12 protein-coding genes are annotated in these 13,884 nt (G+C 71.8%); 9 read left to right on the top strand and 3 right to left on the bottom strand.

Features of this window, described 5'->3' with window-relative positions; all coding sequences use genetic code 11:
- The first annotated feature begins 16 nt into the window (after positions 1 to 16).
- The 3 genes from fabI (at position 17) to ACFYP0_RS25910 (ending at position 2,708) form a co-directional block, all read left to right on the top strand.
- Positions 17 to 784 (top strand): enoyl-ACP reductase FabI, encoded by a 768-nt coding sequence (fabI, locus tag ACFYP0_RS25920; protein WP_355494769.1) that lies wholly within the window; start codon positions 17 to 19, stop codon positions 782 to 784.
- A 100-nt stretch (positions 785 to 884) separates the two neighbouring features.
- Complete coding sequence (locus ACFYP0_RS25915) at positions 885 to 1,913, top strand: ferrochelatase (protein ID WP_355494767.1); 1,029 nt, start codon at positions 885 to 887, stop codon at positions 1,911 to 1,913.
- A gap of 15 nt (positions 1,914 to 1,928) precedes the next feature.
- Positions 1,929 to 2,708, top strand: coding sequence for an HAD-IIA family hydrolase (locus ACFYP0_RS25910; RefSeq protein WP_091403868.1), 780 nt, complete (start codon positions 1,929 to 1,931; stop codon positions 2,706 to 2,708).
- A gap of 138 nt (positions 2,709 to 2,846) precedes the next feature.
- On the opposite strand, the gene ACFYP0_RS25905 is transcribed toward ACFYP0_RS25910, so the two are convergent.
- Positions 2,847 to 3,641: a hypothetical protein gene (locus tag ACFYP0_RS25905; protein ID WP_350853834.1), complete on the bottom strand. Its 795-nt coding sequence runs from the start codon at positions 3,639 to 3,641 to the stop codon at positions 2,847 to 2,849.
- A 173-nt stretch (positions 3,642 to 3,814) separates the two neighbouring features.
- On the opposite strand from ACFYP0_RS25905, the gene ACFYP0_RS25900 reads away from it, so the two are divergent.
- Positions 3,815 to 4,627 carry a DUF3097 domain-containing protein gene (locus tag ACFYP0_RS25900; RefSeq protein ID WP_124853348.1) on the top strand — a complete coding sequence of 271 codons (813 nt, stop codon included), beginning with the start codon at positions 3,815 to 3,817 and terminating at the stop codon, positions 4,625 to 4,627.
- 22 nt (positions 4,628 to 4,649) lie between these two features.
- Here ACFYP0_RS25900 and ACFYP0_RS25895 read toward each other — a convergent pair whose 3' ends face one another.
- Entirely contained in the window at positions 4,650 to 5,951 is a 1,302-nt protein-coding gene (locus ACFYP0_RS25895) for a serine hydrolase domain-containing protein (RefSeq protein ID WP_355494765.1), read from the bottom strand.
- A 121-nt stretch (positions 5,952 to 6,072) separates the two neighbouring features.
- Between ACFYP0_RS25895 and ACFYP0_RS25890 the strand changes: the two genes are divergently transcribed.
- The 4 genes from ACFYP0_RS25890 to ACFYP0_RS25875 all read left to right on the top strand — a co-directional run bounded on the left by ACFYP0_RS25890 (position 6,073) and on the right by ACFYP0_RS25875 (position 11,048).
- On the top strand, positions 6,073 to 6,546 hold the full coding sequence (locus ACFYP0_RS25890) for an NfeD family protein (RefSeq protein ID WP_124853346.1): 474 nt from the start codon (positions 6,073 to 6,075) through the stop codon (positions 6,544 to 6,546).
- A 5-nt stretch (positions 6,547 to 6,551) separates the two neighbouring features.
- Entirely contained in the window at positions 6,552 to 7,658 is a 1,107-nt protein-coding gene (locus ACFYP0_RS25885; protein WP_124853345.1) for an SPFH domain-containing protein, read from the top strand.
- Between the two features lie 152 nt (positions 7,659 to 7,810).
- Positions 7,811 to 8,578 (top strand): hypothetical protein, encoded by a 768-nt coding sequence (locus ACFYP0_RS25880; protein ID WP_355494762.1) that lies wholly within the window; start codon positions 7,811 to 7,813, stop codon positions 8,576 to 8,578.
- Between the two features lie 271 nt (positions 8,579 to 8,849).
- Positions 8,850 to 11,048, top strand: a complete 2,199-nt coding sequence (locus tag ACFYP0_RS25875) for a transglycosylase domain-containing protein (RefSeq protein WP_355494761.1) — start codon at positions 8,850 to 8,852, stop codon at positions 11,046 to 11,048.
- Positions 11,049 to 11,082: 34 nt separating this feature from the next.
- Here ACFYP0_RS25875 and ACFYP0_RS25870 read toward each other — a convergent pair whose 3' ends face one another.
- The gene (locus ACFYP0_RS25870) at positions 11,083 to 12,930 is read right to left on the bottom strand and encodes a thiamine pyrophosphate-requiring protein (RefSeq protein WP_355494759.1); all 1,848 of its coding nucleotides are present in this window, start codon (positions 12,928 to 12,930) and stop codon (positions 11,083 to 11,085) included.
- Between the two features lie 92 nt (positions 12,931 to 13,022).
- Between ACFYP0_RS25870 and ACFYP0_RS25865 the strand changes: the two genes are divergently transcribed.
- Positions 13,023 to 13,871, top strand: a complete 849-nt coding sequence (locus tag ACFYP0_RS25865; protein ID WP_356979075.1) for a TrmH family RNA methyltransferase — start codon at positions 13,023 to 13,025, stop codon at positions 13,869 to 13,871.
- Positions 13,872 to 13,884 lie beyond the last annotated feature (13 nt).

Here is a 13,884-nt window from a genome sequence, read left to right as displayed (position 1 = left end):
ACGGAGGAAATCAGCGATGTCCGGACTGCTCGCCGGTAAGCGACTGCTCGTCACCGGTGTCATCACCGACGCCTCGATCGCCTTCTCGGTGGCGAAGCTCGCTCAGGATAATGGCGCGCAGGTCGTGCTCACCGGCTACGGCCGGCTCTCCCTGGTCGAGCGGATCGCCAAGCGGCTCCCCGAGCCCGCCCCGGTCATCGAGGTGGACGTCACCAACACCGAGCACCTGGCCGGCCTCGCCGACCGGGTACGCGAGCACGTCGACGGCCTCGACGGCGTCGTGCACTCGATCGGCTTCGCCCCGCAGAGCTGCCTGGGCGGCGGCTTCCTCGACGCGCCCTGGGAGGACGTGGCGACCGCCCTGCACGTGTCCACCTTCTCGTACAAGTCCCTCGCCATGGCGGCGCTGCCGCTGATGTCGCCCGGTGGCGCGGTGGTCGGCCTGACCTTCGACGCGACGAAGGCGTGGCCGGTCTACGACTGGATGGGCGTGGCCAAGGCCGGCCTGGAGTCCGCGTCCCGCTACCTGGCGCTGCACCTGGGCAAGCAGGGCATCCGCAGTAACCTGGTCGCCGCCGGGCCGCTGCGCACCATCGCCGCGAAGTCGATCCCCGGCTTCGACCAGTTCGAGGACGCCTGGGCCGAGCGTGCCCCGCTGGGTTGGAGCCTCACCGACCAGGAGCCCGCCGCGCGGGCCTGCCTGGCGCTGCTCTCCGACTGGTTCCCGGCCACCACCGGCGAGATCGTCCACGTCGACGGCGGCTACCACGCCATCGGCTCCTGACGCCGCACCGTGACGCTCCCTGGTCACCGTCCGCGTGATCCACGTGGCCGGACCAGGGGGCGTCGCCGGGTCGTCCCGGCCGAGGGGCAAGAATGACCCCATGTCGTACGACGCGCTGGTGCTGGTGTCCTTCGGCGGGCCCGAACGGCCCGAGGACGTGATGCCGTTTCTGCAGAACGTGACCCGGGGCCGGGGTGTGCCTCCCGAACGACTGGTCGAGGTCGCCGAGCACTACCAGCACTTCGGTGGGGTGTCCCCGATCAACCAGCAGTGCCGGGACCTGCTGGCCGCCGTCCGCGCCGACTTCGCCGCGCACGGTGTCGACCTGCCCGTCTACTGGGGCAACCGCAACTGGGACCCGATGCTCGCCGACACCGTGACCCAGATGCGCGACGACGGGATCACCCGGGCGTTGGCCTTCGTCACCAGCGCGTACGGCGGCTACTCGTCCTGCCGGCAGTACCAGGAGGACATCGCCGCCGCCCGTGCCGCCGTCGGCCCGGACGCCCCGGTGATCGAGAAGCTGCGCCAGTTCTGGGACCACCCCGGCTTCGTCGAGCCGCACGTCGACGCGGTCCGCGCGGCCCTGGGCCAGCTCGACCAGGCGTTGCGGGACACCACCCGGCTGGTCTTCACCGCCCACTCCGTCCCCAACTCGATGGCGGCCAGCGCCGGCCCGCACGGCGGCCGGTACGAGGCGCAGCTGCACGAGACCGCCCGGCTCGTCGCCGCGGCCGCCGCACCCGACCTGGCGTACGACCTGGTCTGGCAGAGCCGCTCCGGCCCGCCGCAGGTGCCGTGGCTGGAACCGGACATCAACGACCACCTGGCCACCCTCGCGCAGGGCGGCACCACCGGTGTGGTGGTCAGCCCGATCGGGTTCGTCTCCGATCACCTGGAGGTCGTGTGGGACCTGGACACCGAAGCGCTGGAGACGGCGAAGCAGCTCGGCCTGGACTTCGTCCGGGCCGGCACGCCGGGCACCGACCCGCGCTTCGTGACCATGGTGCGTGAGCTGGTCACCGAGCGGACCGACCCGGACGGCGCGCAGCTACGCCGCCGCCTGGGTGAGCTGCCCATGTGGGACACCTGCCCCACCGTCTGTTGCGTGCCGACCCGTCGTCCCTGACCTCTGAGGATCATCATGCATGACCGCAAGCCCGTGCAGAGTTGGCTGACCGACATGGACGGCGTGCTGGTGCACGAGGGCCAGCCGGTGCCCGGCGCGCCGGAGTTCATCAACCGGATGCGCGCCTCCGGCAAGCCGTTCCTGGTGCTGACCAACAACTCGATCTACACCCCGCGGGACCTGACGGCCCGGCTCAGCCGGATGGGGCTGGACGTGCCGGAGGAGTCGATCTGGTCCTCCGCCCTGGCCACCGGCCAGTTCCTCGCCGACCAGCGGCCGGGTGGCACCGCGTACGTCATCGGTGAGGCCGGGCTGACCACGGCCCTGCACGCCGTCGGCTACGTGCTGACCGACTTCGCCCCCGACTACGTGGTGCTCGGCGAGACCCGCACCTACAGCTTCGAGGCGATCACCAAGGCCGTCCGCCTGATCAACGATGGTGCCCGGTTCATCTGCACCAACCCCGACGTGACCGGCCCGTCCGTGGAGGGCGCGCTACCCGCCGCCGGTTCGGTCGCCGCCATGATCTCCAAGGCGACCGGGGTCGAGCCGTACTTCGTGGGCAAGCCCAACCCGATGATGATGCGCTCGGCGCTCAACACCATCAACGCGCACTCGGAGAGCACCGCGATGATCGGTGACCGGATGGACACCGACATCCTGTGTGGCCTGGAGGCTGGGCTGGAGACCATCCTGGTGCTCACCGGGATCAGCAGTCGCACCGAGGCGGAGCGTTACCCGTACCGCCCGTCCCGGATCATCAACTCGGTCGCGGACCTGCTCGACGAGATCTGACCCACCCCACCCCACCCCACCCCGTCCCGCGATCTTGCACTTGCTGTCGCGACACAAAGGGCATTCCCCCTTATATCGACAACCGAAACTGCAAGATCGGCGACGGCCGGTGGTGGGGCGCGTGCGGGGACGGTCCGGTCAGGGGCGCAGGGGGGCGTTGCAGGCGGCCACCAGCGCCTGCCGGCAGGCAGCGGTCAGGGGGCGAAGTGCCGCGTCCCGTTGCTGCGCCTCGTAGTTGTTGATCGCACCGCCCGGGGCGGCGTGCCCGGCCAACGCCAGCACCCGGTCGAGCACCGCGGCCCGGGCGAAGAGCCGGCGGGCCCGCGGGTCGAAGCCCGGTGGGAGATCGGTGGTGCCGTCCGGGCGGCGGAGCGCGGCCAGCGCACCGGCCAGCTCGGGCCGCCACTGGGCCACGTCGAGGCGGGTCAGCACGGCGGTCGTCTCGGCAAGCGCGGCGGCCAACTCGGCCTCCGCCTCGGCGGCACCAGGCAACGAGAGTGACGCGGCGGGGGCGTTGGCCGGCAGCGGGTAGACCCGCCAGAGCACCGTCTCGAAACAGTCTCCCGAGCCGGAGGTGTGCAGCCGCACCTGGGGGATCAGCCCGAGCCCGCCGGCGACCACCGCCTCGCCCGTGACCAGCGCCGCACCGGCGAAGTCGCCGGGGCCGGGCAAACCCCTCGGGTCGCCCGGCGCGGGCAGCACCAGGCGGATCTCGTCCGGGGAGAGCTTGGCCAGGGTGGGCAGCGCGGCGCCCAGCGGAACGTCGGTCCAGGTGCCCGGGGCGTCCGCAACGAGGTGTTCCTCGTCGCCGGCGATGGCGTCGGCGACCTCGTCGTAGGGCACCAACCCGGCGCGCCACGCGCGCACCCAGGCAACGAACCGGCTGGACCGGCGCGGCGCGAGAGTGGCCGCGCCCGTTGCGGGGGTGGACATGCCGAAAGGGTACGTGGTCACGACCGGCCCTGTCTCGGCTGCCGCTCCGGTCGCCCGGCCTGCCCCCAACTGCCCTGTTCGCCCCAATCCCCGCCCCCTGTGGTCGGCGGTCAGAGGGCAGGGCGGTGTGTCGGGGGCCGGGGTGGGGGCGGGCTGGGTTTAGCGTGATCGACATGGCGGGGCGATACGGCGAGGACGTGTTGGCGGGCGACTGGCGACGGCGCAAGGTCACCCCCGAGGTGGACGCCGAACCGGATCTCGTGGTCGAAGATGCCGACTCCGGGTTCTGCGGAGCGGTGGTGGGCTTCGAGGCCGGCGCGGTGGTGTTGGAGGACCGGCACGGTAAACGGCGCAACTTCCCGCTGCTGCCGGCGGCGTTCCTGCTCGACGGCCGCCCGGTGACGCTGCGCCGCCCGACCCGGGCGGCGGTGCCGACGGCCCGTCGGCGGACCGCGTCCGGCTCGGTCGCAGTGGACAACGTGCGGGCCCAGGTGGCGAAGGCCAGCCGAATCTGGGTGGAGGGCATCCACGACGCCGCTCTGGTCGAGCGGATCTGGGGCGACGACCTACGGATCGAGGGCGTGGTGGTCGAGCCGCTGGACGGCATCGACGCCCTCGACGCCGAGGTACGCGATTTCGGCCCCGGCCCGACCCGCCGACTCGGCGTGCTCGTCGACCACCTGGTGCCGGGCAGCAAGGAGAGCCGGATCGTCGCCCGGGTGAACTCGCCGCACGTGCTGGTGACCGGGCACCCCTACGTGGACGTGTGGCAGGCGGTGAAGCCGGCCGCGTTGGGCATCGCGGCCTGGCCGGTGGTGCCGCCGGGGCGCCCGTGGAAGGAGGGGGTCTGCGCGGCCCTCGGGGTGGCTGAGCCGGCCGACATGTGGCGGCACATCCTGTCCCGGGTGAACAGCTTCGCCGACGTGGAGACCCCTCTGATCAACGCCATGGAACGCCTTATCGACTTCGTCACCGAAGCCCCCTGACCCGCCCGATCCTTCCCACGGGTCAGGGGACCTCGTCCGGGCTGCGGGTGAAGACGAACGTGGCGATGTCGACCGCCGCCGCCCGTCCGCTGTCGTCGCGCAGCACCGACAGGACCTCGCCGTTCTCCGGGCCGGAACGTCCCCGCCAGCGGTCCGTTCCCTCGGCGGTGAACCGGCTCGCCCGCTCACCGCGTACGTGGGCCACCAGGTCACCCGCGTCCCAGGTCAGGTCCAGCGAAGTGCCCATCCACCACCAGCGGCCGGTCAGCTCGGCCGACTCGGCATCCGGCGCGACGGTGGCCGGCCGCCACGGCTGCGCGAACGCCGGCTCCGCGTCCAGCACGGTGGTCAGCAGTTGGCGGCTGAGCCCGGTGATCGGGAAGCCGTACGAGTTGGCGAAGCCGACCACGGCGGTGCGGGTGGGCCGGTGCACCACGAGGGCGGCCACGTACCCGGGCATCGAGCCGCCGTGCCCGACGTACACGCGCTCGCCGTCGCGGTAGAGCTCCAGCCCCAGGCCGTGCCCGCCGGTCCAGGAGTCGAGGTCGCTGATCACCACGGGGGCACACATCTCGGTCAGCGTCTCGGCGGCGAGCACCGACGGGTCGGGGTCGGCCAGGAACGCGGCCCAGCGGCCGAGGTCCTCGATCGTCGACCAGAGCTGCCCGGCGGGGGCCATGGCGCCGGTGTCGGTCCGGGGTTCCTCGCGCAGCGTGCCGTGCCAGGGGTGGACGACGTAGCCGCGGGCGTACGGCTCGGTGGCCGCGTAGGTGGTGCGACGCAGGCCCAGCGGGGTGAGGATCCGTTCGTCGAGCAGGTCGGCCCAGGGTGTCCCGGTGAGCCGTTCGAGCAACCCGCCGAGCAGCCCGTACGCCAGGTTGGAGTAGTGGTACGCGCGGTGCGGCGGGTAGGCGATCTTGTCGGCGCCGACGTCGGCGAGCAGGGTGGTCAGATCGACGCCCGCCGCCCGCTCCCACCAGTCGCCCTCGGGTTCGCGTTGCATGCCGCTGGCGTGGCCGAGCAGTTGGCGCAGGGTGAGATCGCCCACACCGGTGCCCGGCAGGTGCTGCTCCAGTCGGTCGTCCAGGGCCAGTCGGCCGGCGTCGCGCAACTGCATGATCAGGGTGGCGGTCATCGTCTTGCTGATCGAGCCCACCCGGTACTGCAGGTCGACATCCGGGCGGGGGTGTTCGCCGGCGGCGGCCACGTGCGCCAGCGTGCCGTCGCGGACCACGCCCAGCACCACTGACGGGGTGTGACCGTCGGCCTGTGCCTGGGCGACTCGGGTCTCGATCTGTCGGGCGGTCTCGGGGAGCAGGCTCAACGGGATCTCCTCGGGTCGGGCCGCCGATTCGTGGTGTCTCTGACGGGCCGGAAAGGGTCTCGCAGAGCCTACTGATCTTCCCGGGAAGGTCGCGCGTGCAATTACGTGTCACGATTGGGTGGTGGACGCCGTGGTGTGGATCGTTTTGGGTGTGCTGCTGGCCGTCGCCGAGATTTTCACGACGACGCTATTTCTGATCATGTTCGGGGTCGGTGCGTTCGCCGCCGCCGGTGCGGCCGCCCTGGGCGCGCCGGTCGCCGTGCAGGCGCTGGTCTTCGCGGTGGTGTCGGCGTTGAGCCTGGTGGTGGTCCGACCGGTTATCCGGCGGCACAGCCGCTCCGCGCTGGAGAGTGGCGAGCAGCCGTTCGGCGTGGAGGCGATCGAGGGCTCCACGGCGCTGGTGCTGGAACGGGTGGACGCCGAGCAGGGCCTCGTCAAGATCGACGGTGAGCTGTGGAGCGCCCGGTCGTACGACACGACACAGGTCTACGACCCCGGTCAACGGGTTCGGGTGATAAAGGTCCGGGGCGCTACCGCCCTGGTGTGGCAGGACGATGTTTCTTCCGCCGGCGAGCTGCCGGAATCGAGAGGGTGAACGGAATGACCTTAATCGGGGTGGTGCTGATCGCGGTGGCGTTGATCGCCGTGATAACGCTGGCCAAGGCTGTGCGGATCGTGCCGCAGCAACGTCAGGACGTGGTGGAACGGCTCGGCAAGTACAAGCGCACCCTCAGCCCCGGCCTCAACCTGCTGGTGCCGTTCATCGACGCGGTTCGTACCAAGGTCGACATGCGGGAGCAGGTGGTCAGCTTCCCGCCGCAGCCGGTGATCACCTCGGACAACCTGGTGGTCTCGATCGACACGGTCCTCTACTTCAAGGTGGTCGACTCGGTCCGGGCGACCTACGAGATCTCCAGCTTCCTCCAGGCCATCGAGCAGCTGACCGTCACCACGTTGCGTAACGTGATCGGTTCGCTCGATCTGGAGCGGGCGCTGACCAGCCGGGACGAGATCAACCGGCACCTCTCGGGTGTGCTGGACGAGACCACCGGTCGCTGGGGCATCAAGGTGACCCGGGTCGAGATCAAGGCGATCGAGCCGCCGGCCAGCATCCGCGACTCGATGGAGAAGCAGATGCGCGCCGAGCGGGACCGCCGTGCGGCGATCCTGACCGCCGAGGGGCACAAGCAGTCGGTGATCCTCACCGCCGAGGGTGACAAGCAGTCGGCGGTGCTGCGGGCCGACGGTGACCGGCAGGCCCGGATCCTGCAGGCCGAGGGTCAGGCGAAGGCGATCCGGACGGTCTTCGACGCGATCCACCAGGCGAACCCGAGCCAGAAGGTGCTCGCCTACCAGTACCTGCAGGCTCTGCCGCAGATCGCCCAGGGCAGCGCCAACAAGGTCTGGATCGTGCCGGCCGAGCTGACCAAGGCCCTGGAGGGGATGGGTGGCGCGCTCGGTGGGCTGAGCCAGATGGTGGGGGATCTGCCCGCACCGGAGGCCGCGGACCAGGCGAGCCAGGTCGAGCGCGAGGCCGCGGAGGCGGCGCAGGCCGCGGCGGACGCCGCCCAGCAGATCCACGACGAGGTACGCGTCGCCGAGGCGCAGGCCACCGGCGGCAAGGGGTCGAAGGGGCTGCCCGCACCGGAGCCGGTGTCGCCGACCAGCCTCGTCGAGGACCCGGCCGACCAGCGCGAGCGCGGCTGATCCCGTACGCCGGCCGCCCGGTCGGCTAAATACGAGAAAGACTCATGGGGCGCTCCGACGCCTGCCACGATCGGTCCTAGGACGGGTGGTGACCAGGCAATCGGGGCGCCCCGGCGCGTCGGTGCACCGCTCGACGACGAGCGAGGTGACGCATGAAGGATCCGGCGAATCGGATGTGGTCCTCGGCCCCGGTGCCCGGCGCGCACGACCCGGTCGCCCCACTGGGCTCCCGGCGCAGCGGTGGCGGGTTCGGCGTACTGCCCTTCGTCGGCGAGCCGACCCCGGGCGCCCCCGCCACGAACGCCAGTTGGGCCTGGTCGTTGCGTCGGTTCGCGCGGGCTGCGGTCTGGCTGCTGCCCGCGTACGCCATCCTCTACGGCGTGGTGGCGATGGCCAGCGACGGAGGGGTGGGCAACGACCCCTATCCGGCCGACGGCCGGGCGGTGTACCTGATCGGTTGGGTGGCCGCGGTGTGGCTCGGCCTGCTCGCGCTGCTGGCCCTCACCGGGCTGCTGGCCGCGACCCGCAGCCGCCGGGTGGCCGCCGCCGGCCTGCTGGTCAGCATCGCCGGCACCGTGCTGATGCTGCCGTTCGCCGGGTTCGAGGAGCAGACGCCGGTCTTCGGCGCCACCGCGCGGTCGCTGGTCCTCGTCGGCGCGACGTTCTACAGCGCGGGCTGGTTCCTCACCGGCTGGGCGGTGGCCCGCTCGGGCACCTTCAGCCTCGGCGACGGCGTCATGCTGATCATCGCCGCGCCGCTGCTCGGCCTCGGCGGTGCCCTGATCGGCTCGTTGCAGACCTTCGGCGCGATCTTCGTCCTGATCGCCGGCATCGGCATCGGCTACCGCTCCGGCCGCCTGATGCCCCGCGAAACCGCCAGAGACGCCGCCACCGCCAGCCTGAGTACCCCAAACCCCTAACCCACCCACCCCCACCCACCCACCCCACCCACCGGCCCCCACCCCGCCCCCCACCTGCCCTCGGCCAGCTCCGGTGATCATGAGGTTGACGGGCGATTCCGTGATCAAACCTCCCGCTAACCCCATGATCACCGGAGCCACGCGGGCGGGGCGGGGGTGGGGCGGCGCGGGGGAACTGGGGTGGGAGTTGGCTGGTGGGTGGGCGTGAAGTTGCTGACAATCGCGGGGTGAGGGTGGTCGGTTGGCGGCTTTCATGGCAATCCTGGGGAGCATGGCCGCCCCCCGCTCGCCGCTGTCGCGGCTGTTCACCGTGCTGCTCGCCGGCGTGTTGGCCGGGCTTGTCCTGGCAGTCGCCGCGCTGCCTGGCAACCTGCTGCTCGGGCTCACCGCCCGCTCCGCGCTCGGGTCGTACGCCGCGTTGCCGGCCTCGCTGAAGACCCCGGCCACGCCGCAGCGTTCGTACCTCTACGCCAACGACGGCAAGACTTTGATCACCACGTTCTACGACGTGAACCGCACCGACGTCCCCCTGTCGGAGATCGCCCCGGTCATGCGGCAGGCCATCGTGGCGGCCGAGGACCGGCGCTTCTACGACCACGGTGGCGCGGACCTGCGCGGCCTGGCCCGGGCGCTGGTGGCCAACGTCAAGGGTGGCGGCACCGAGCAGGGCGGCTCGACGCTGACCATGCAGTACGTCCGTAACGTGCTCAAGACCGACCCCACCCGCACCGCCGAGGAGCGCGCCGCCGCCACCGATCCCACCGTGGGTCGCAAGATCCAGGAGATCCGGTACGCGAGCGCGCTCGACAAGAGCCTCGGCAAGGACGAGATCCTCGACCGGTACCTGAACATCGCCTACTTCGGCTCCGGCGCGTACGGGATCGCGGCGGCCAGCCAGCGGTACTTCGGCAAGCCTCCGGCGCAGTTGACCCTCGCCGAGTCGGCCCTGCTGGCCGGTCTGGTGCAGTCCCCGGACGCGTACAGCCCGATCAGCGGCGACAAGGACGAGGCGCTGGCCCGCCGGTCGTACGTGCTGGACTCGATGGTCGCCACCAACGCCATCACCGCCGCGCAGGCCGCCCAGGCCAAGGTGGAGCCGCTGGCCCTGCACCCCACCGCCCAGCCCAACGGCTGCACCGCCGTCTCCCAGGGCCACGACGACTGGGGCTTCTTCTGCGATTACCTGCGCCAGTGGTGGCTGACCCAGCCGGCCTTCGGGGCGACCGTCGCGGAGCGCGAGCAGGCACTGCGCTCGGGCGGCTACACCGTCGTCACCTCGCTGGACCCGAAGATCCAGGCCACCGCGCAGCAGCAGGCCACCAAGGTCTACGGGTACGACAACAAGCGCGCCCTGCCGATCGCTGCGGTTCAGCCGGGCACCGGGCGGGTGTTGGCGATGGCGGTCAACCGGCACTACAGCCTCGCCGACAACCCGGGCGGGCAGGCGAACCACCCGAACACCGTCAACCCGCTGATCTCCGGCGGAGCCAGCGTCGACGGGTACCAGGCGGGTTCCACGTTCAAGCTGTTCACGATGCTCGCCGCGCTGGAGTCGGGCCGTACCCTCTCCACCGGGTTCGACGCGCCCGCCAAGCTGCCCACCCGGTACGCCGCCGAGGGGCCGGGCAGCTGCGACGGCCGCTGGTGCCCGGCGAACGCCAACCCGGACTGGATGGACGGGTACCGGATGATGTGGGACGGCTTCGGCCGCTCGGTGAACACCTACTTCGTCTGGCTGGCCGAGCAGGTCGGCCAGGACAAGGTGGTCGAGATGGCGCAGCGGCTCGGCATCACGTTCCGCGCCGACTCGGACGCCAACTTCGCCAAGAACAACGCCGCGGACTGGGGTTCGTTCACCCTCGGCGTGGCGGCCACCACTCCGCTGGACCTGGCCAACGCGTACGCCACGGTGGCCGCCGAGGGCACCTACTGCACACCGGTGCCGGTGGTCTCGGTGACCGGCGCGGACGGCACGAAGGTGCCGGTGGGGCAGCCCTCCTGCAAGCGGGTGCTCGACGCCGACGTCGCCCGTGCCGCGACCGACGCGGCCCGCTGCCCGGTGGGTCAGCAGTCGGCGTTCGGGCAGTGCAACGGTGGCACCGCCACCGGTGTGAACGACATCCTCGACGGCCGACCGGTGGCTGGTAAGACGGGTAGCTCGGAGGAGAACTCCACCGAGACGTTCGTCGGCTTCACCCCGCAGGTAGCGGTGGCGGGTATCGCCGCCAACCCGGACGACCCGGCCGACTCGGTGGGGTCTGCGGTGCAGAGCAAGGTGATCGACGCGGTGGCCCGGGTCATCGCCACCGCCGTGAAGGGCCAGCCGGAGAAGGCGTTCGTCGCACCGAGCCGTGAGCTGGCCGGCGACGCGCGCCGCCCGGTGGAGCGCCCCGCCGTTCCAGAGCGTCGGCAGGAGCCCACCCAGGACCCCCGCTCGGCCCTGCAACGCTGGCTCGACCGCCGCGGCTGATCCGGCAACGTGCCGGCGCCTCCGGAGGTCCCGGTCAGTCCTTGCGGCGGCGGGGGCGGTAGCTCGCGAGCGTCGACGGGAGGCCGCGGCGGATGATTCCGGCCCAGTCGGTGTCGCCTCGCAGCACCGCCGCGGCGGTCTTGCGGGCCTGCTCGACTGTGAAGTGCGGTGGCAGCATCAGCTCCGCCGGATCGACCAGGGCGTTGATCACCACCGGTCGGTCGGCGGTGAGGGCCCGGTCCCAGACGTCGCGCACCTGATCCGGTGAGTCGATCAACTCGCCGTGCAGCCCGAGCACCTCTGCCCACTGGTGGTAGGCGATGTCCGGCAACTGCTGGCTGTCCGGGAACATCGGCGTCCCCTCGGTGGAGCGCTGTTCCCAGCTGACGAACGCCAGATCCCGGTTGTTGAGCACCAGCACCACGAAGCGCGGGTCGGCCCAGCTGCGCCAGTACTTCGCCACGGTGATCAGCTCGTTGACGCCGTTCATCTGCATGGCGCCGTCGCCGATCAGTGCGACCAGCGGCCGGTCCGGGTGGGCGAACTTGGCGCTCAACGCGTACGGCATGGCGCCGCCCATGGACAGCAGCGTGCCGGAGAGGCTGGCCAGCATGCTGGGGCGTACCTGGATGTGTCTGGCGTACCAGGCGGTGGTGGTGCCGCAGTCGACCGCTAGCAGCACGTCGTCGGGCAGCCGCTCGTTCAGCGTGTGGAAGAGCAACTGCGGGTTGACCGGGTCGGCGGTCTGCTCGGCCAGGTCGTGTTGCACCCGGCGCCACGCCGAGGTGGCCTCGGCGACCTCCGCCCGCCAGGCGGTCGGCCCGGGGCCGGGGCCCAGTTCGTTCAGCAACGCCAGCAGCGTGGGGCGGGCGTCGCCGGTCAGGTTCACCTCGGTCGGGTACCGCAGCCCGAGCTGGGTGCCGTCCAGGTCGATCTGCACCGCGCGGGCCTGCCCGGGCTGCGGGTAGAACTCCGAGTACGGCATGTTGCTGCCCACGATCAGCAGTCGGTCGCAGCCGCTCATCAGCTGCCAGCTCGGTCGGGTGCCGAGCAGCCCGATCGCGCCGGTCACCCACGGTTCGCGGTGGTCGACGGCGGTGAAGCCGAGCAGCGCGGTGGCCACGCCGGCTCCGAGGCGATCAGCGATCTCGCGGACCTCGTCGCGCGCGCCGAGGGCCCCCTGGCCGACCAGCATGGCCACCCGTTGCCCGCCGCGCAGCACCTCGGCCGCCCGGCGCACGTCCGCCTCCGGCGGCACCGTCGGCGTGCTGCTCGGCGCGTTGCTGGTCTGGTAGTAGCCGTGCGCGTGCGGCGGGTTCGGTACGGCCGGCTCGTCCTGCAGGTCCAGCGGCAGGATCAGGGCGGTGACGGTACGCCGGGCCAGCGCCGTCCGGCACGCCCGGTCGATCAGGTGGCGTACCTGCGCCGGGTGGTCGAGCTGGGCCAGGAACGCCGCTGCCACGTCCTTGTAGAGGGCGAGCAGGTCGACCTCCTGGTAGTAGCCGCCGCCCTCGGCGGTGGTCGCGGTGTGACCGACCAGGGCGACCACCGGTTGATGGTCGAGCTTCGCGTCGTACAGGCCGTTGAGCAGGTGGATGGCGCCCGGCCCGCTGGTGACCAGCGCGCAGCCCAGCGGCCCGCCGCCGTACTTGACGTGGGCGGAGGCGGCGAAGCCGGCGGTCTCCTCGTGGCGGACCTGGATGAACTGGGCGCGGCCGTTGGTGCGTTGCAGCGCGGAGGTGAGGCCGTTGATGCCGTCGCCGGGATAGCCGAAGTAGCGGTGTACGCCCCAGCTGAACAGTCGCGACACGATGTGGTCGGCGACGGTCGGACGCCGGGGCAGGGCGCCCGCTTCGCCCGCCGTGGTGTCGTCTGCGCTCACCTGGCTGGTCCTTCCCGTCGCGTCCCGATCCCCGCCGGTCATTCCCCTTCTTCTTCGGACAAAACACCCCGTCGGACGGGCGTCGAGGTGCCCTGCTCCGCGTCCGGCAGAATCGTCGGGTGTCCGTCCACGAGATCACCGACCCTGACGACGACCGGATCGCCGACTACCGGGCGCTCACCGACGTCGAGCTGCGCACCCGCTGGGAACCACCGCACGGCCTGTTCATCGCCGAGGGAGAGCTGGTGCTGCGCCGGGCGCTGCGCGCGGGCTACCCGGCCCGGTCGTACCTGGTCGACGCCAAGCGGGTCGACCAGCTCGCCGACCTGGACACCGGCGACGCGCCGGTCTACGCCGCGACCCAGGACGTGCTGCAGCGGGCCACCGGCTTTCACGTACACCGGGGGGTGCTGGCATCGTTCCACCGCCGGCCGCTGCCGACGGCGGCCGAGGTGCTCGCCACCGCGCGCCGGGTCGTCGTCCTGGAGGACGTGAACAACCACACCAACCTGGGCGCGATCTTCCGGGGCGCCGCCGCGCTCGGCATCGACGCGGTGCTGCTCTCGCCGACCTGCGCCGACCCGCTCTACCGGCGCAGCGTCCGGGTCAGCATGGGTGAGGTCTTCGCCATGCCGTACGCGAAGCTCGACCGCTGGCCCGAGGGCCTGGACCAGGTACGGGAGGCCGGCTTCACAGTGCTCGCCATGACGCCCGCGCCGGACGCCGTACCGATCCAGCGGTTGACCCCGGCGCAGCGCGAGCGGGCGGCCTTGCTGCTCGGCGCCGAGGGGCCCGGCCTCACCGCGGCGGCCCAGGCCGCCAGCGACGTGCGGGTGGTCCTACCGATGCGCCGCGGCGTGGATTCGTTGAACGTGGCCGCCGCGGCGGCGGTGGCGTTCTGGGAGTTGGGCCGCGACGATCCGCCGTTCGGCGTCGAGTAGACCGCATCGGCTT

Origin of the sequence: Micromonospora arida (assembly GCF_042873195.1) — a bacterium.
GTDB lineage: Bacteria > Actinomycetota > Actinomycetes > Mycobacteriales > Micromonosporaceae > Micromonospora > Micromonospora arida.
Note: the sequence above shows the minus strand (reverse complement) of the source record. Positions and strands in the feature narration are given on the sequence as shown.